Annotated in this window: 18 protein-coding genes; 9 read left to right on the plus strand and 9 right to left on the minus strand. The window is 35.3% G+C overall.

The features are described from left to right. Window positions 1-36: 36 nt before the first annotated feature. The 4 genes from secD to HZI73_RS16120 all read right to left on the minus strand — a co-directional run bounded on the left by secD (window position 37) and on the right by HZI73_RS16120 (window position 4,494). Window positions 37-2,187, minus strand: a complete 2,151-nt coding sequence (gene secD / locus HZI73_RS16105) for a protein translocase subunit SecD (RefSeq protein WP_212694404.1) — start codon at window positions 2,185-2,187, stop codon at window positions 37-39. Between the two features lie 238 nt (window positions 2,188-2,425). Next, complete coding sequence (scfB, locus tag HZI73_RS16110) at window positions 2,426-3,781, minus strand: thioether cross-link-forming SCIFF peptide maturase (RefSeq protein WP_212698834.1); 1,356 nt, start codon at window positions 3,779-3,781, stop codon at window positions 2,426-2,428. Window positions 3,782-3,856: 75 nt separating this feature from the next. Continuing rightward, entirely contained in the window at window positions 3,857-3,997 is a 141-nt protein-coding gene (gene scfA / locus HZI73_RS16115) for a six-cysteine ranthipeptide SCIFF (RefSeq protein ID WP_212694405.1), read from the minus strand. Window positions 3,998-4,095: 98 nt separating this feature from the next. Further along, entirely contained in the window at window positions 4,096-4,494 is a 399-nt protein-coding gene (locus HZI73_RS16120; RefSeq protein WP_212694406.1) for a TIGR04086 family membrane protein, read from the minus strand. Window positions 4,495-4,574: 80 nt separating this feature from the next. On the opposite strand from HZI73_RS16120, the gene HZI73_RS16125 reads away from it, so the two are divergent. After that, entirely contained in the window at window positions 4,575-5,423 is an 849-nt protein-coding gene (locus tag HZI73_RS16125) for a PHP domain-containing protein (protein WP_212694407.1), read from the plus strand. On the opposite strand, the gene HZI73_RS16130 is transcribed toward HZI73_RS16125, so the two are convergent. The 5 genes from HZI73_RS16130 to HZI73_RS16150 all read right to left on the minus strand — a co-directional run bounded on the left by HZI73_RS16130 (window position 5,420) and on the right by HZI73_RS16150 (window position 11,765). Continuing rightward, complete coding sequence (locus HZI73_RS16130; protein WP_212694408.1) at window positions 5,420-6,208, minus strand: flavodoxin family protein; 789 nt, start codon at window positions 6,206-6,208, stop codon at window positions 5,420-5,422. The two genes, HZI73_RS16125 and HZI73_RS16130, sit on opposite strands and share 4 nt — an antisense overlap. A gap of 108 nt (window positions 6,209-6,316) precedes the next feature. Further along, complete coding sequence (locus tag HZI73_RS16135) at window positions 6,317-7,030, minus strand: PadR family transcriptional regulator (RefSeq protein WP_212694409.1); 714 nt, start codon at window positions 7,028-7,030, stop codon at window positions 6,317-6,319. 363 nt (window positions 7,031-7,393) lie between these two features. Continuing rightward, window positions 7,394-7,759 carry a preprotein translocase subunit YajC gene (gene yajC, locus HZI73_RS16140; protein ID WP_212694410.1) on the minus strand — a complete coding sequence of 122 codons (366 nt, stop codon included), beginning with the start codon at window positions 7,757-7,759 and terminating at the stop codon, window positions 7,394-7,396. A gap of 123 nt (window positions 7,760-7,882) precedes the next feature. Then, window positions 7,883-9,010, minus strand: a complete 1,128-nt coding sequence (gene tgt, locus HZI73_RS16145) for a tRNA guanosine(34) transglycosylase Tgt (RefSeq protein ID WP_212694411.1) — start codon at window positions 9,008-9,010, stop codon at window positions 7,883-7,885. Window positions 9,011-9,482: 472 nt separating this feature from the next. Then, complete coding sequence (locus HZI73_RS16150; protein WP_212694412.1) at window positions 9,483-11,765, minus strand: EAL domain-containing protein; 2,283 nt, start codon at window positions 11,763-11,765, stop codon at window positions 9,483-9,485. A 456-nt stretch (window positions 11,766-12,221) separates the two neighbouring features. On the opposite strand from HZI73_RS16150, the gene aroC reads away from it, so the two are divergent. From aroC to HZI73_RS16190, 8 genes are all read left to right on the plus strand, one after another. Further along, the gene (gene aroC / locus HZI73_RS16155; RefSeq protein ID WP_212694413.1) at window positions 12,222-13,325 is read left to right on the plus strand and encodes a chorismate synthase; all 1,104 of its coding nucleotides are present in this window, start codon (window positions 12,222-12,224) and stop codon (window positions 13,323-13,325) included. A 198-nt stretch (window positions 13,326-13,523) separates the two neighbouring features. Next, window positions 13,524-14,633 (plus strand): metal ABC transporter solute-binding protein, Zn/Mn family, encoded by a 1,110-nt coding sequence (locus HZI73_RS16160; protein WP_212694414.1) that lies wholly within the window; start codon window positions 13,524-13,526, stop codon window positions 14,631-14,633. A gap of 13 nt (window positions 14,634-14,646) precedes the next feature. Further along, window positions 14,647-15,324 (plus strand): metal ABC transporter ATP-binding protein, encoded by a 678-nt coding sequence (locus HZI73_RS16165; protein ID WP_212694415.1) that lies wholly within the window; start codon window positions 14,647-14,649, stop codon window positions 15,322-15,324. A gap of 12 nt (window positions 15,325-15,336) precedes the next feature. After that, entirely contained in the window at window positions 15,337-16,140 is an 804-nt protein-coding gene (locus tag HZI73_RS16170; RefSeq protein WP_212694416.1) for a metal ABC transporter permease, read from the plus strand. A gap of 103 nt (window positions 16,141-16,243) precedes the next feature. Beyond that, a complete protein-coding gene (locus HZI73_RS16175) occupies window positions 16,244-16,612 on the plus strand; it encodes a GntR family transcriptional regulator (protein WP_212694417.1) in 369 nt (122 codons plus the stop codon). Window positions 16,613-16,651: 39 nt separating this feature from the next. Further along, the gene (locus tag HZI73_RS16180) at window positions 16,652-17,503 is read left to right on the plus strand and encodes an ABC transporter ATP-binding protein (RefSeq protein WP_212694418.1); all 852 of its coding nucleotides are present in this window, start codon (window positions 16,652-16,654) and stop codon (window positions 17,501-17,503) included. 32 nt (window positions 17,504-17,535) lie between these two features. Continuing rightward, window positions 17,536-18,195, plus strand: a complete 660-nt coding sequence (locus HZI73_RS16185; RefSeq protein WP_212694419.1) for a hypothetical protein — start codon at window positions 17,536-17,538, stop codon at window positions 18,193-18,195. Window positions 18,196-18,230: 35 nt separating this feature from the next. Next, entirely contained in the window at window positions 18,231-18,857 is a 627-nt protein-coding gene (locus HZI73_RS16190; protein WP_212694420.1) for an ABC-2 transporter permease, read from the plus strand. Window positions 18,858-18,906 lie beyond the last annotated feature (49 nt).

The following is an 18,906-nucleotide window of genomic DNA, read 5'->3' on the forward strand; positions in this document are numbered from 1 at the left end:
CATTTAATCATGTTAACATCTTGTGGTTCTATTTTTTTAGTTTTGATGTGCACGCTGAATTCTTGCTTCTTCTTTTCGCTTAAACACATACCATAATGGGCTGGCTACGAAGATAGAAGAATACGTACCACTTAAGATACCTACCATTAACGGCAATGCAAATTCACGAATGGATGCAACACCAAGTATATAGAGTACCGCAACCATGATAAAGGTTGTTAATGATGTATTAATGGAACGGGATAAGGTTTGGCTGATGGACGTATCCACAACACCTTTAAAGTCTCCACGTTTCATATACTTCTGATTCTCACGTACACGGTCAAAAAGTACAATGGTATCATTAATGGAGTAACCCACAATGGTCAGCATGGCTGCAATAAATGAATTATTGATGGGTATTCTAAACACAGAATATACAGCCAGTACTACAAGTACATCATGGATAAGCGCTACAACGGCACTTATACCAAAGCGATAATCTTTGAATCGTAGTGTCACATAGATTAAAATACACACAGCTGCAAAAAAGATAGACAATAATGCACTGTTTCTCATTTCTTCACTAATGGTTGCACTAATGCTTTCGCTTTCGATATCTTCTGCTGTAATACCATATTTCTCAATGAGTTGATCACGAAGAGCTGAACGTTGGTCATTCTCTAAATTACTTGTCTTAATAATGACTTGACCTTTATCATTAACCGATTGGAATTGGGGACTTGCGTCACCAGTAGCTTCCTTTACAAGGGGTGTTAGCTCTGCATCCATTTCATCCCTGTCCATGACTTTACCTATATTTACAAGTGTTGAAGAACCACCACTGAACTCGATATCATAGTTAAGAACAGAGCCTTTTGCACTTTGGTAAACTGGCATTGCTAATAAACCAATGGCAATAATAACAATGGAGATTCCAAACCATATTTTTCGCTTAGCAATGACTTGAATGGTACGAGTCTTATGCGCAATACCGTATAATTTCTTATTACGGAATCCTAATCCTTCAAATGTCCATAAAATAAGTCTTGTCACAACTAAAGCCGTAAACATGGAAATAATAATACCGATTGCTAATGTTTGTGCAAAACCTTTGATAGGTCCAGTTCCCATAAGGTATAGGATAACAGCAGCAATTAATGTTGTGACATTACCATCTAAAATAGCTGATGTGGCTTTTTTAAATCCTGCTTTTAAGGACGCTCGCAATGTTTTCTCCAGAGCTAATTCTTCTTTAATCCTGGAGAAAATAATAATGTTCGCATCCACCGCCATACCAATGGATAAGATAATACCTGCAATACCTGGTAAGGTTAATGTAATCTTACCTAAACTTAAGATGACAACCACCAGACTGGCATAGAATACTAATGCTACATCTGCTGCAAACCCAGGTATTTTGTATAAAATGATCATAAATAATAAGATAATGGCTAAACCAATAATACCCGCTTTTACACTTGTATCCACCGCTTCGGCACCTAGTTTGGCACCCACAACATTCGAACGTAACTCTTCTAATTCAAGTGGTAAGGCACCAATACGAATGTTGGAAGCTAATTGTTCTGCCCTCTCAGCAGAACCTAGATTACTAATTTGAGCATTACCGTCACGAATAACTGAAGAAACTTTAGGATCCATGATGGTTATCCCATTATACTTGATAGCAATTGTTTGATAGAGAAACTTCTCTGTAGCTTCTGCAAACTTCTCTTTTCCACTATCATTAAGCGTTAGTGAAATAACATGAGGATCAATTTCTCCTGCAATCATTTGTGCTGTTGCATCTTTAACGTCTTCACCTGTTAACACAACAACACCATCTGGTCCAACGAATTCAAGTTGACCTGGTTTACCCAGTTCCTCCAATACCTTCTCAGCATCTTTGGCATCTGGTATATCCACATTAATACGTTTTGAACCTTCTAAATAAATCTCAGCTTCTGTATATCCTAAACTGTCTGTTCTTTTTTGCAGTTTGAATTTCGTATCATTTAAATCCTTTTTTGTTGGATTATCTTTAACCGTTGTATAGGTGATGCTTACACCACCAGCTAAATCAAGCCCCAACCTTACATTATTAGCTCCACCTACTTCATCTTTTCCTACTCCTTTAACTGCTACAAATACGGTTCCTGCGATTATAACAATTAACAGCAATAGGGTAATAAATCTTTTCCCCTTCATTGCAAAAAGTTCCTCCTTCGTACACGTTTTTTCTTTTTTTATTTCATGACGTAAATGATGAGTTGGTGCTTATGTTTTTAAAAGTCTCAATTCATATATGACACATACGACAATAAACCATATGGTTCAATATATAATCACCATCATTTTATAAGATGAATGCCTAAATAATTACTCATTTTTAGCAATTGTGACACATCTCATATAAGATAAATTATAATTACATTCATGCATTTAGTCAAGACAACATTTCTTTTGCTTTTAAATAGATGGCACATTCCACACGTTTTTTCTCAAGGGTGCATCCCATGTCATAAACATCATGTATGTTACCATGGAATTGATAAGCATTAGCACTGCATCCACCACTGCAATAGAACTTGGCCCAACAGGATTGACATTTCTGTTTAGAGTATACACTACAACCTTTAAAATCATTCTGCTTAACTACATTTGTTACACCTGTATCCACATCCCCCATCTTAAAATCTTCCATACCGACGAACTGGTGACATGGATAGAGGTCACCCCATGGCGTGACTGCAAGATATTCTGTTCCTGAACCACATCCTGACAACCTTTTAACCACACAAGGACCTTGGGATAAATCAATCATAAAGTGGAAAAAGTTAAATGCCTTACCTGCTTTTTTACGCTGCAGCATTTCTTTGGCTAAGATATCATACTGTTCACATAATGTATCCATATCTGCTTCTTGAAGCGCATAGGGCATATTGGGTGGGGCAACAACTGGTTCAACAGATATCTGCTTGAACCCACAATCGGCAAGATGCAAGACGTCTTGTGAAAAATCCAGATTGTGATGTGTAAATGTCCCTCTAACATAATAGTTTTCTTGGTTACGGCTTTCAGCCATTTGAATGAATTTGGGAAGAATCAAATCATAACTTCCTTTACCATTACTTGCAGGGCGCATTTGATCATGAATGGCTTTTCGACCATCAATACTTAATACGACGTTGTACATGTTGTTATTAATATAGTCCATATTCTCATCATTCAATAACACCCCATTGGTGGTGATTGTAAACCGAAAGTTCTTGTGATGCTTTTCTTCTTTTGTCTTAGCATATTCTACAATCTCTTTTACCACATCAAAATTCATTAATGGTTCGCCACCAAAAAAGTCGATTTCCAGATTTTTTCGATGACCAGAATGTTGGATTAAGAAGTCAATTGCTTTTTTGCCCACCTCACTGGACATCATGGAACGGTCACCATGATATTCCCCTTCGCCAGCAAAGCAATAGCGGCAAACTAAATTACAATCATGTGCAATATGTAAACATAAAGCTTTTACCACAGGCTGTCGATTCTTAAAATCAAGAATGGTTTCTTTATAGGTGTCTTCTGTAAACAATAGACCCTCACTGACAAGACCTGCAACTTCCTCAAAGGCTTCTTGGATTGCATCCTCCCCATAATTGCGTCGCAGCTTGTCTTGTATTTCTGCTTTGGATAATGTAGGATAGTTCTCTATGATATCATATACGATATCATCCACAACGTGGACTGCGCCACTGTATATGTCAAGAACGATGTTCAAATCATCCATCTTATATTGATGTATCACCGTCATACTTCCTTTCATTTGCTTTCCTATAAGATAACATAAGCAGCGACTTGCGTCACTGCTTTTAACCTATCATTATTTGTTTTCACATGTTTGGTTTCCAACTGTACATGAAGTCTTACATGCTGATTGGCATGATGTTTGACATTCACCACATCCACCTTTTTTTAAACTCTTCTTAAGAGTAGCAGAATTTAATGTTGTAATATGTTTCATGGGTTTTCCTCCTTATATGTACCTGGTGCATTAACCTAAGATATTATATCATAAGATACGCATAAAGAAAAGTAGTTTTCCATAAGTTCCTGAGCCAATTAACCCAGCATACCTCCTAAAGTGCCTCCACCTAAGCACATAAAAAACAAGCTGACAGCATCTCCAGATATAGCACTGTTTTTATTAATGAGCAAGGACACAACCACAAAAATAATAAAGTAAATGATGCCACCAATTGCCCCATGCATCCATTTCGTCTTACCAATGGACCGCCCTATCCGCAACCCTATAATAATGGTAGCTAAAATAATGACAGCTATTCTTCCTATATTGATTTGACTATCGGCTAAATCAAATTTATATACAACGAAAGTAAGTAATAGCACACCAATAGCGGTAATGATATAACCAATCATAACGGATTTTAAAATACTCATCGTTACATGCTTCGTGTCCATATCGGGCTTTTTATTAAATCGAGATGTTCTGTTCATCATACGCCTCCTTATTATTCCATATACTATTATACTGTGCTATAATCTAAAATATGCCATGCTTTTAGAAGGGAATGAAGGATTTGAATCGATATATCGACTTACATACACATACCACCATATCCGATGGTACCATGACGCCCAGGGAATTGATTGAATATGCTGCTAAAAAAAAGTTGGCGGCTATTGCTATAACCGATCATGATAGTATCGATGGTATATGGGAAGCAAAACAATCTGGGAAAAAGAACCATGTAGAAGTGATTAGCGGTATTGAATTCTCTACTTATTATAAGCACACAGAAATTCACATTATCGGTTTATTAATCGATGAAAAGGATAAACGCTTTATTAAGGGTTTACATGAAATCATTGAAGCCCGTGACAATAGAAACAAAGTCATGGTAGATAAGTTGCAAGCCCATGGTTTTAATATTAACCTTGACGATATTTTTGCAACAGCTGATTCAAAAGTCTATACCCGTGCACATATGGCTCGTGCCATGCTCAATAAAGGATACGTGTCTTCTATGAAAGAAGCTTTTGATTTGTATATTGGTAATGATGGTCCTTGTTATGTTTCTAGAGAAAAAGTAAACCCCCAAATGGCCATTCAATTAATTCGCTCTTGTGGCGGTGTATCTATTTTGGCTCACCCAACCTTGTATGATATGAATCTAAGGGAGTTAGATGCCCTTATTAAAGAACTAAAAGCCATTGGGTTACAAGGTATAGAAGGTGAATATGCCCTCTATACAAAATCAGAAGAAAGGTATATAAAAGAATTGGCAAAAGCCCATGATTTAGTCCTATCTGGTGGTTCTGATTTTCATGGAGACAATAAGCCCTATATTGATTTAGGTGTTGGAAAAGGCAACCTAAAAATCAATTATCATCTATTAGAGAGAATGAGAGAAATCAAGAACCATTAAGCTTGCTGCATCCTCTTCCATACCATTTTTATCATTTGGTTAATGGTATATCCAAATATTTTCTTGCCAATACTTAATTGTGTTGGATAGTAATAGTTTGCTTTAAGCCACCCCTTTTTTTTCCAATAATCATGGTCCGCTTCTGACATATACGTCTTACTTTTCAAACCATTAAATAGGAAAATATCATAATAACTGGGGCGAGGAGGTGTTGTGTCATGAAGTGCTTTTTGAAAATGCTTAATCAAGCGATCCATTTTCTTTAATATCTTTTGATGATATTTCTCATTATAGAGGCTGTTCTTGTCGTCATCAAAAAACATGGTCGATATAACGGGTAATGTTCCTACATAGTGACATCCAAAGGCTATACCCATCATCTTCATGTATTGACCTGTTGGCTTTTTCCCACCACCTGCAGTGGTTACGATGTTGATAAAAGGTTTACCAACCATGGCTGGTCGATGACATAAATATGCCATACGATCAATGGCTTTTTTTAAGGTCCCTGTAATCTGACAAGCATATACAGGTGAAGCCAATAGGATACCATCTGCTTGAATCATACGCTTAACGATACCTTGTATATCATCTTTCAAAGGACAGTACATTTCACCTTTACTAAAACACAGACCACATCCTTTACATTCATGTATGGTCATATCTGACAGCTGAATGTAATCAAATCGTATATCCCCTTCATGTCCCATTTTCTTTTCTATAAGTTGCGCCACATGATAACTGTCCTTTTTTCTTGGACTTCCTAATAAAACGACGATGTTCATGATATAATCCTCCTATTATATCCAAGCTTGGATATGTAATGTTATTTTTTTGGACTATCCCTTTCATGTATTATCATTTCTTACTCTATAAATAGGATAGTCCTGCTACTATTTTCTTTTTAATACCTGGATTAAATGTTCCAGTTTCTCTGCAGCCATATCTGGATTATTAAGAATTTCTTTTTTAAGGGTCTCAATATCATCTTCTCCTGAAACCTGTCCATGGACTTCATGTTCATTCACATGAGAAAAATCAATTTTTTTAATAAGCTTAGCCGCTTGCGATTCTAGTGCTATGCAAGCATCAATCTCCACCAAAAGCGCTTCATGCCATTTAATCTGATAATCCATATTAGCAATCATCATATCAAAGCATATCTTTTCTACTTGTAGAGTTTGATTATTCACTTTTATGGCTTGCCACTTCTCTGTGTCACTTTTTTTCTGCCTTAATGTGTCAATATGCTTCTCTATATGTTGCACAAGCACATCTCTATCCATCATACCTACAAATGGAAAAAGAATAAATTTGTCAGACCCTATATCATAGATCATCTTATCTAATTCTTCCTTAAAATATGTTTCTAATGCCTGCTGACCACTAGGCGTTATACCATAGATTTTCCTGATTTTCTTCCCTATTTTTTCTTGACGATTCAACACAATCAATCCTTCTTTTTCAAGCTTACCAAGGGCATAATAGATAGAACCCGATTGTATTTTCGTCCAACTTTCTAAATGATTAATCTGTATATACTTCTGAATTTCATACCCATGGGTAGGTTTTATATTCAAAAAATATAAAATAAATGCCTTTACCATACTCCACCTCCTATAACCAACATTGGATATTAATCACATTATATACCCAACATTGTATATTTGTCAAGCTTGATTCTAAATAAAAAAACAAATCATCTTTCAATGACATAGAGCATTACAGAAGTTACATCCACATACCCATCATTATCCAATGGGTTAAAGTAACTATTTTTTACACTGGCAAAAAAGTGGCACACATATAAAAACCCTATATCATGATAATAAACGATCTTTGCGGCTTGTTGCCCTCCTTTAATTAGATAAAGGCAACAAACGCAACGTGAGTATATTATCATGATATAGGGTTTAACTTCATAACCGTTAGCGGTTTTTTTAACGAATGACTTACATTAACAATGTTACTTATTTTTCCTCTTCTTTAACTTCCTTAACCTCTTCAATTTCCTCATCTCGATTAATTGTTAAATCCGGCTCCTTAATAGCTGCAATAGCGTTTCTCTGAATAGGTACACGCACACTCTTATTAGTCCCAAGTTCAACAATCACAACATCATTAATAGAATCTACCACTCTACCAAAAATACCACCATTGGTCATAACTGAGTCACCAATTTTGACATTGGACTGCATGCTGTCCACTTCTCTTTGACGTTTCTTTTGAGGACGTATGAGAATAAAATACATAAAACCAAATAATACAACTACATAAATAATCAATGTCATCATACTACCTTGTGTACCTTCATTTAATAAAAATAAGTTTGACATGTTTTTCCTCCTTGGATTAAAATCATTTTCTAATATTTACCTCTTTTTCTATAATTTACACGTAATGGGCCATCATGTCAACTATTTTTCCATTCGTGTTTATAGATACATTTACTTAACCTCTCAGCCAGCCAACATCTTTTCAATTTTCTCCTCTTTAAATGCAGAATAACGATTGGCATCAATGGCATCTCGTATTTCTTCCATGAGTGTGTTGTAGAAATATAAATTATGCAACACACATAATCGCATCCCCAACATTTCCTTGGCCTTTAATAAGTGTCGGATATAAGCTCGACTGTATTGCCTGCATGTTGGACACTGACACGCTTCATCAATGGGCCGACCATCTAATTGAAACTTGGCATTCAATAAGTTTAACTTACCTGCATTGGTATACACATGTCCATGTCTTCCATTACGTGCAGGATAAACACAATCAAAAAAGTCAATACCACGTTCAACAGACTCCAAAATATTAATGGGTGTTCCAACGCCCATTAAATAAGTTGGTTTATTTTGTGGCAAATGGGGCACCACCTCTTCAAGTATACGATACATCTCATCATGGCTTTCTCCAACTGCAAGACCACCTATAGCATAACCATCCAGGTCTAACTCGGATATAACCTTGGCATGTTCAATCCGAATATCCCCATAAGTTCCCCCTTGGTTAATACCAAACAACATCTGTTCTTTATTAATGGTGTCTTCTAAACCATTCAGTCTCTTCATCTCTACTTGACAACGCTTCAACCATCTTGTCGTACGATCAACAGAGTCCTGCATGTACTGTCGTGTAGCTGGATATGGTGGGCATTCATCAAAAGCCATGGCTATTGTTGATGCTATATTCGACTGAATCTGCATGCTCTCCTCAGGACCCATAAAAATCTTACGTCCATCCACATGAGAAGAAAAATGTACACCCTCTTCTTTTATCTTACGAAGTCCAGATAATGAAAAGACTTGAAATCCACCTGAATCTGTTAATATGGGCCGATCCCAAACCATAAATTTATGAAGACCACCCATCTTTTTAATCACATCATCCCCTGGTCTAACATGCAGGTGATAGGTATTGGATAGTTCTACTTGACACTTTATTTCTTTTAAATCCTGACTTGATACAGCACCTTTTATAGCTCCAGCAGTCCCCACGTTCATAAATACAGGGGTTTGAATCTTACCATGTACCGTACTAACCTCTGCTCTTTTTGCTCTTCCATCTACATTTAATAATTGATACATCTAATCACCATTCATTCATTATTTTTACCTAACTTACCATTTATCTCTATTACTATTATTTCCCTATTTAACGCAAGAACTATACAAGTATACAATGATTCCTACTACATTTCAAGGCTTATCCCTAATATTTCCTATTCCTATCCAATTCCCTTCCCCCTACAATCATCCCCTATATAAACTTGCCATTTGCCTTCATCCTTAACTATAAAATTAACCTCTAGCCCAGTAGATGGGGATGAACACCCTAAAATCGTGACTTTTAAAAGAATCTTAGAAAATCTTGGTGAGCGAAAGAGGTATTTCCGTTAAAAAGCTTACTTGTCTGACCAAAGGGAGTTAGTAAGCTTTAGGAAATACCTCTTTCGCAAACCATAGTTTTTCTTAGAATCTTTTAACTAAAACGACTTTAGGGTGTTCATCCCCATCTACGAACGTCTTGCACTCTATTATATGTTAAATCTATATCTTACTAAAAGTCATCCCTATGCATATACTGCTCAAAATCCACCTTACCTTTCTTTATAATATAAGCAACTTCATCCGCAGGCTTCGGTCGACCCGTTAAAAAACCCTGAACATTATCACATAACGCATGATACAGAAAATCAATTTGCTGAGGATCTTCTACCCCTTCTGCAATGGTCTCTAAACCTATCTTTCTAACCAGTTCAATGACCGAGCTGGTTATTTCCTGTTCCACACCTTTCACACTGGTGTTTTGAATAAATGATTTGTCAATCTTTAATGTATCAATAGGCAAAGATTTTAAATAACTCAAAGATGAATACCCTGTCCCAAAGTCATCTAATGAGATTTTAACACCTATTGCAATAAGTTCATTCAGTAATTCCTTGGTGGAATCTAACGCATCTATAAAAAGGTTTTCTGTAATTTCAAGCTCTAAACATCCTGGAGGAATACCTGTCTCTTCTAATATTTTTAAAACTAGATGATAAAAATCCTGCTTTTTTAACTGAGTTGGTGATATGTTAACCGATATAATACCGTTAAAATGATATTGCTCTTGCCATTGTTTGTATTGGGAGCATGCTTCTCGAAGGACCCATTCTCCTATGTCATTAATAATACCTGTTTCTTCAGCAATGGGAATAAAGACCACTGGGCTAACAAAACCTAGTGATGGATTAAACCAACGCAATAACGCCTCAAAACCACGAATTTTACCCGTCTTCATTTCAAATTGTGGCTGATATAACAACTTGAATTCTTGATGTTTCAAAGCTCTTTTTAATTGCTTCTCTATGTTAATTCGTCTTAAAAATTCTTCTTTCATTTCCTGGGTGAAAAAGGAAATACTATTTTTACCCATATTCTTCACTTTAAACATGGCTGTATCTGCATTCTTAATCAATTCTTTTGGATCAACGCCATCGTCAGGGTATACAGCTATACCAATACTGACGCCCAATTGATGACTGTTATTATCAATCATTACAGGCTCATCAAAACACGATTTTATACATCGCGTTCTATCTAATACTTCTTCATCATCTTGAACATCGTATAATATTGCAGCAAATTCATCACCACTTAAACGTGCAATAAAATCAGTACCTTTAACTGTATTTTCTAATCGGTGACCTATTATCTTCAACATGGTATCACCAATGGTAAAACCAAGACTATCATTGATTTGTTTAAAATTATCCACATCCATAAAGATGATGGCCACCCGTTTATGTTCGGCACATAAACATTCATTTATTTTTTCTAACAAATGTGCTCGATTTGGAAGTCCCGTAAGGCTGTCATAGTAGGCCAGCGTGTATATTTTTTCTTCTCTTATCTTACGGTATGTAATATCAATATGGGCTCCTGCCATAATATAGGGTTCGCCTTGGTCATTAAACAAGGCTTTACCTCTTGATACAATCCATTTATAATCACCGTCAACTGTGCGGATCCGATAGGTACTTTCATAACGTTCACTCTTACCTGCTAGGTATTGGTCAAACTCTGCTCTGGCTTCCTCCACATCATCAGGATGAAGTAACTCATACCACTTATTCATGTCTGAGAACTCATCCAAACTGATACCAATATCTGAATACCAGTTAACAGACACTTCCCTTTTTCCTTTTTGCAGTTCCCAATACCAAATGCCATCATCTGAGGCTTCTGATATTAAACGGTAAATTTGCTCTTTCTCTCGAATGATATCATTACTTTTTGATAATAACTGATTTTGCATGCTGAGTTCTTCCTCTGAAGCTGCTAACTCCTCATATAAACCGCTAACATGATCATTCTGCTGTCGTAACTCTTCTTCTGATGCTGTTATTTCTTCATATAATTGTGTAAGCTGCTCATTTTGTTGGCGAAGCTCTTCTTCTGATGCAGACACTTCTTCATATAGTCCGCCTAACTCTTCATTTTTCTGCTGTAACTCCAGTTCTTTCATCTTAATTTCTGTCACATCATTAAATACTTCAACAAAATACCCCTTACTAGGACTATATGCATTTACTTGATACCATCTATTGAAAGGTTTGAAAAATTGAATGGTAGAATCAGAACCTCCTTCCAAAGCTACCTTACCGAAAAAGCTAACCCAATCAAAAGATTCTTCCAGCAATCCAGGTAGAACTTCTGATACACGTTTACCAATGATTTTATCTCGATGAAGTCCAATTAACTTTGCATATATATCATTAATTTCCAAATATTCATAATCCACAGGTTGTCCATTCTGGTCTGTCATTATTTTTTGGTATGCATATCCACTAAACAAATTATTAATCAAGGTGTGGTAAAAATTTTCTGATACCTCCACAAATAACACCCCTTTTTCTTGTAATTTTTGTTGACTAATGCATATATTACGTTAATTATAGAAAATATTTACAATCCTATTGTTGTGCTTAATCCTATTGTAATATAAAATACCAAGTTTTAACAGTCTTTTTTTATAATTTTGTCAAAAAATGTAATTTATGTTAAGTATACCACTATAATCAAATCATACGTTCAATTTGACCTTATAATTATTTCCCAATTAATGAATAAAAAAAGTAATCCTCATAAAAGCTTGTTTAAATAGGCAACATTGTATATAATATTGAACAGGTATTACCCCACTTTTTCCAACAATCAAGAGACAATTTTACAAATCAAGTAATCCAGTTACATAAATTATATAGGATGAATTAGTAAGAACGTCCTAATTAAATTATAATGAGGTGAATTTATGGCAGGCTCTAGTTTTGGTACTTTATTCAAACTGTCAACTTGGGGTGAATCCCATGGTAAGGCAGTAGGTGTTGTAATTGATGGCTGCCCTGCAGGCATTCCATTAACAACCGAAGATATTCAACAAGATTTAGATAAACGTAAACCTGGTCAATCTGCATTTGCTACACCCAGAAAAGAGGCTGACCAAGTGGATATTTTATCCGGTGTTTTTGAAGGCAAGACCACTGGTACTCCTCTGTCATTACTGGTATACAATCAAAATCAGCGTTCTAAAGACTATACTAAAATTGCTGATTATTATCGACCTGGACATGCTGACCTAACTTATGACCTAAAATATGGTTTCCGTGATTACCGAGGCGGTGGACGCTCTTCAGGACGTGAAACCATTGGTCGGGTGGCAGCAGGTGCTGTGGCGAAGAAAATACTTAAAGCATTAGGTATTTCCATTACCACATATACAAAAAGTATAGGAAAAATCCATATTGATTTGGATCGATTCAATAAAGAGCAGATTTGGCAAAATCCCCTTTGTATGCCAGACAGTCATGCTGTTGAAGCAGCCGCAACTTATGTAAAGTCTCTTATGAAAGCAGGTAATTCATGTGGTGGTATCATAGAATCTTATGTGGAACATCTTCCTGCAGGATTAGGTGAGCCTGTCTTTGACCGACTTGATGCTGAACTGGCAAAAGCAATCATGTCCATTGGCAGTGTAAAAGGTTTTGAAATTGGAAACGGATTCGAAGCTTCCTCCCTAACAGGGCTTGAGAACAATGATTTCTATGGCTATAAACAAGGTTTAATCGTCAAGGAATCCAATCATGCAGGTGGTATCTATGGTGGCATAAGTGATGGCTCTAAGCTGGTACTTCGAGCAGCTATCAAACCCACTCCATCAATTCATGCAACACAAAAAACCATCAATCAATCCGGTGAGGAAATAAACATAAGCATCCAAGGTCGTCATGACCCTATTATTGTTCCTCGGGCTGTTATTGTTGTTGAATCCATGGTAGCAGTCACCATTGTGGATATGTTATTACGAAACATGGGAAGCCAGATTTCACATATAAAGAAAATATACACAAAACAGTAATCAGTCTCTATTATCTAATAATAATAATGCGATACATTATTTACGCTGATACATCTTACTATTATGTTGTATTTTTCATTAACGATTTATAAATTATAAATCAAAGTTAACAATTGGGTAATCTTGTCAATACTCTTATTAAATGTTATAATTTCTTTTTTCAGAGATACGACTAAGGTTTAAAAAGGAGGTATTCATATGAAAAAAATGATATACGTACTTATTTTGATGTTAACATTATCAGGATGTACGTCTAATGAGAAAGCTACAGAAAAACTAAATGTTGCTGTAACCATACAACCTGAAATAGGTTTTGTTGAAGCCGTTATGGGTGATCTTGGTACAGTAACAGCTGTGATTCCACCTGGAAATAGTCCAGCTAATTACCAACCATCCCCCAAAGAATTAACAGCCATTAGTGATGCAGATGTCTATTTCTCAATTGGCGTACCTGCTGAGCACAATATTCTACCAAAAATCATCAGTAATAAAACAGATGTTGTTTCCCTTCTTGAGACAGTAGAGGAAGTATATCCCTTGCGTCAAATAGAAAAGCATGTTCATAAAACATCTGATGAACACCATGAAGATGAAGCGCATCATGATCACGAGGATGAAGGCGATCATGACCACGAAAATGCAGCAGATCATGACCATGAGAATGAAGAAGACCATGACCACGAAGATGCAGCGGGTCATGACCATGAGAATGAAGGCGACCATGACCATGAAGATGCAGCGGATCATGACCATGAGAATGAAGGCGATCATGACCATAAAGATGCAGTAGATCATGAAAATGAAGCTGACCATGACCATGATCATGAAGGTGTTGACCCCCATATATGGATGTCACCTAAACGTGTTATCGTGATGATTGAAAAAATTGCTGAAACATTGTCTAACATTGACCCTCAAAATAAAGAACACTATGATGCTAATGCCAAATCCTTCATCACTGAATTAGAAGCATTGGATCAAGAAATCAAGGATGCTTTAGCGGATTCTAACCTTGAAAGTTTTATTATTTATCACCCATCCATGGGCTATTTTGCAGATGATTATAACCTTGAGATGCATGTTATTGAAGAAGGTGGAAAAGAAGCCACCATTAATACCATGACAAATATCATCGAACTAGCAAAAGAAAAGAATATACAAGTGGTTTTCTACCAAGAAGAGTTCGATAGTAAACAAGCTAAGATTATTGCTAGTGAAGTTAATGGACGTGCTATTCCCTTAGATATTTTATCAAAAGACTATGTTGAAAATATGAAGAAACTATTAAATCTATTATTATCCAATTAGCCAGGTGATTAAATTGTCATTAATAGACATTCGTGATTTAACCATATATTATAAAAGCTATTGTGCCCTTGATCATGTGAATTTACGTATTGAATCGGGTGATTTCGTGGGTATTGTTGGACCTAATGGGAGTGGTAAAACCACTTTGGTTAAGTCTATATTTGGCTACATACAACCTCATGAGGGCAGTGTTACCGTTAAGCCGAATACAGTCATTGGTTATGTACCCCAGTTTTCAACCTTCAATCCCCACTTTCCCATTAACGTTTTTGAAGTTGTTTTAAACGGTACGCTTCCCTCACCTATCAGGTACTTCTATCATTATACTGAGAAAAACAAGGCAGATGTTAAGGCCATTCTTAACCAATTAAAAATAACGCATTTAACTAAAAAACCAATTAACCAGCTATCAGGAGGGCAATTACAAAAAGTGCTCATTGCCAGAGCGCTTGTAACACATCCTGATCTATTGATACTTGATGAGCCTACTGCTAGTTTAGACGTTGATGCCAAAGAAGATATCTATCGGTTATTAGCTAAACTCAATAAAGAAATGACCATTTTATTAGTTAGTCATGACATCAGTATGATGAAGCATTATGTTAAAACATTTGCATGTGTCAATCAGTCGTTGCATATACATGATAATAACGACCAACTGGATTTTGCTCATTTTGAAGATTTATATTAGAGAGGATTAACTATGTTAGAAGCAATTATAAAATATGGATTTATGCAACATGCAATCATAAGTATTTTATTAGCAAGTATCGTATGTGGTATCATCGGCACCATTATTGTAGAAAAAAAATTAGTTATGATGAGTGGTGGCATAGCTCATGCTTCTTTTGGGGGTATTGGGCTTGGTTTTTTGTTAGGGATTGAACCCATTATTGGTGGACTTGCTTTTGCTATAGTATCTGCCATATTAATTGTGTTCATTAAACGCAAAACCGATACATCTTCCGATACCATAATCGGTATGCTGTGGTCACTGGGAATGGCTCTTGGTATTCTATTTATATCCCTTATGCCTGGATATCCGCCTGATATGACCACTTATTTATTTGGTGATATATTAACTGTATCCCGTACCGATATCTATTTTATGCTTTCATTAACAGTTATTATTGTGATGAGCTGTTTAACCTTTTATAATTACATCAAGAGTTTCCTTTTCGATGAAACTTTTTTGAACAGTCAAGGTATTAATACGCTCTTTCTAGAATATTATTTATTCATTCTCATTGCATTTAGTATTGTCATCTTAATTAAAGTTGTTGGTATTATCTTAGTGATTACACTGTTGACTGTACCACCAGCAATTGCAAAACGTGTTACCTATCGTTTTAACAGTATCATCTTATTGGCATGGATTATTGGTATGATCCTATGTTTCTTAGGGTTAACATTTTCCTTTTATTTCAATGTATCGTCTGGAGCAACTATCATTATTCTATCCAGTATTTTCTATTTTATTAGCATGTTATTACCTTCTAAAGAATAGCTAATAAGCCTTATATCAAGAATAATCACTTGACAAAACGATCAAAACTGTTTATTGTGTATATGTGCCTTATGCACGGTATTTACGGATAGGAGGTCCTAAGTTGAATATTATTATATCGAACGCCAGTTCAGATCCAATATATTTACAAATAACCAACCAAATTAAAAAATATATTATAACAGGCGACTTAGTAGAAAGCGAACCCCTACCATCTATACGAAAATTGGCTAAGGAACTTCAGATTAGTGTCATTACAACAAAACGAGCCTATGAAGAGTTAGAAAAAGAAGGTCTCGTTGAATCTGTTAGAGGAAAAGGTTTCTTTGTTGCGTTGCGTAACAAAGAACTTTTGCGTGAAAAAAAGATGCAGTTAATTGAAGATCATCTCAGTAAAATTATAGATGAAAGTAAAATGCTTGGTATCAGCTTAGAAGAGTTTATTGAAATCATTACCTTACTCTATGAGTAATCAACATTCACCCTATTCAAAGATACAGGAGGCACATGAATGGAAAATATTATTGAGGTACGTCAGGTTTCAAAAAGTTACACAGATTTTAAACTTGATCAAATAGATTTAGATGTGAAAAAGGGATTTATAACAGGTTTTATTGGTCCTAATGGTGCCGGTAAAACAACAACCATTAAATTACTCATGAATCTGATTAAAAAAGACGCTGGTGAAATTACTATATTTGGGTCAGATAATGTCTCACATGATAAAGCTATCAAACAACGCATAGGTTTTGTATACGACGAGTGCTGCTTTTTTGATCATCTATCCATTGAAAAAAATGCTCGATTAATAGCCCCTTTTTATCAGGATTGGGATCAACAGCTATTTAACGATTACTTAAAACGCTTTCATCTCAGCCCAAAGAAAAAGTTGAAGAATTTATCAAAAGGTATGAAAACAAAGTTTTCATTAGCTACTGCTCTATCCCATCATGCAGAATTACTGATTATGGATGAGCCTACTGCCGGCCTTGATCCCATATTCCGTCGAGAACTACTGGATATTCTCTATGAGTTATTAGAAGATGAGAAAAAAAGCATATTTTTTTCAACGCACATTACGTCGGACTTGGATAAAATAGCTGATTACATTACCTTTATTAACAATGGGAAGATTATTTTTTCCAGTTCTATGAATACCATACAAGAATCCTATAAACTGGTTAAAGGTACTAAGGAAATATTAGAGACCATGGACACCTCTTTATTTATTAGTTATCAGCGAAATAATTTCGGTTTTCAAGGACTAACCAATAAATTATCAGAGGTGGTTGCCAGTGCACCAAATGTTCTCATTGAACCTGCCAATCTAGAAGACATTATGTTTTATCATGCTAGACAATAAAGCAAACAGCTACTATATAAAAGAAGGTGTATATGATGTTCAACACTCTAAAAGCTAATATATACTATACACTGCAAAATAAATTTTATCTCGCTTTTCAACTATTGGGTTTTGTTTACGTTGCTATTGTTTCTTTTTTATTCGCACCAAAATATTGCAGTGCATCAGACTTGAGAGGTTTTCAAGAAATGCCACTTGGGATATTTCTCTTTGTGATGACGTTCATGTTTATTAGTACACCCCTATTAAAAAGTAAATCAAACCAGTTACCTTTTAGCCATTTTATGTTAAGCTTTCCTGTAAAAAAATGCCAACTTGTAACCAGTCATTTTTTAAAAATATTGCTATTAAAGGGCTTAATTTTCTTGGATATTGTCCTTTTTTCTTGGATTGCCTTAAGCATCAAAGGCATATCTTTCACCATGGACTATATCCTATTGATAGGTATGTTTATTATCTATGCAATCGGGGTTACAGGTTCCCTTTACATTCTGATGTTTTTTATGTCAAAATGGTTTGATGTGTTAGTCTATGTCTTATATTTTGGTATTTTTTTTGCTTTAACCTTACCCATGAAGTTTAATGCGCTGGCACTATCTGAATACCGTCATTACCTACTTATGGGAGGTTTTTTGTTTATGCTTGTTACCTATTTTATTTCTCTTGTTATGAGTTCTTATAAAGAATTTTAGCACCATAAAAATATAAATGATTAAGGATGAGTGCGATGTGGCGTTTACTGCAATTCAATATACGTATAAGTATAGGTACTTCATTATATTTTCTTTTGATTATCGTTGTTTATGAAACCATTCTCATTGTAAATAAATTAGCCTCTTTATATACCGTTATACCCTATCTAACCATGATTACATTTATATTCCTTTACAGAAGTGCTTTTTATGGGAATCATAACTTTTTTGATAACGCTATGATTCTGCAAAGCAGCTTACCTGTTCGTAAACTGGATATTATTAGAAGCAATTATATTTTTAATTATTTGCAAACCATCACCATTGTAGTTCTTAACTATATACCCGGTATTGTGTTTAGAAATGAGGTTTTTCAGAATATGGAAACCCTTGGTAATTTTATCATGATTATCTTACTAACCATCTTATCATACAATGTTGCTGCACCTTCTGTGATTCATACCACATCTTTTAAGAATATTATCATTACCACAAGTATGGTTATTATTTTTTTAATATTATGTAATATATCTATGCTAATTATTAAACATTCACCATTACCTGTTATCTATCTTAATGGTATACTGGTGCTGCTTATTATCATCACCTACTCTCCATCTGTTAAAAAGTCTATGGAACGTCTTGACTTAAAATTCGAATAATAAGGACCTGCTTGCTATGATACATGTCTTAGGTTATAATTAATCTAAA

The organism is Vallitalea pronyensis, assembly GCF_018141445.1.
In the GTDB taxonomy this organism is placed as follows: Bacteria; Bacillota; Clostridia; order Lachnospirales; family Vallitaleaceae; genus Vallitalea; species Vallitalea pronyensis.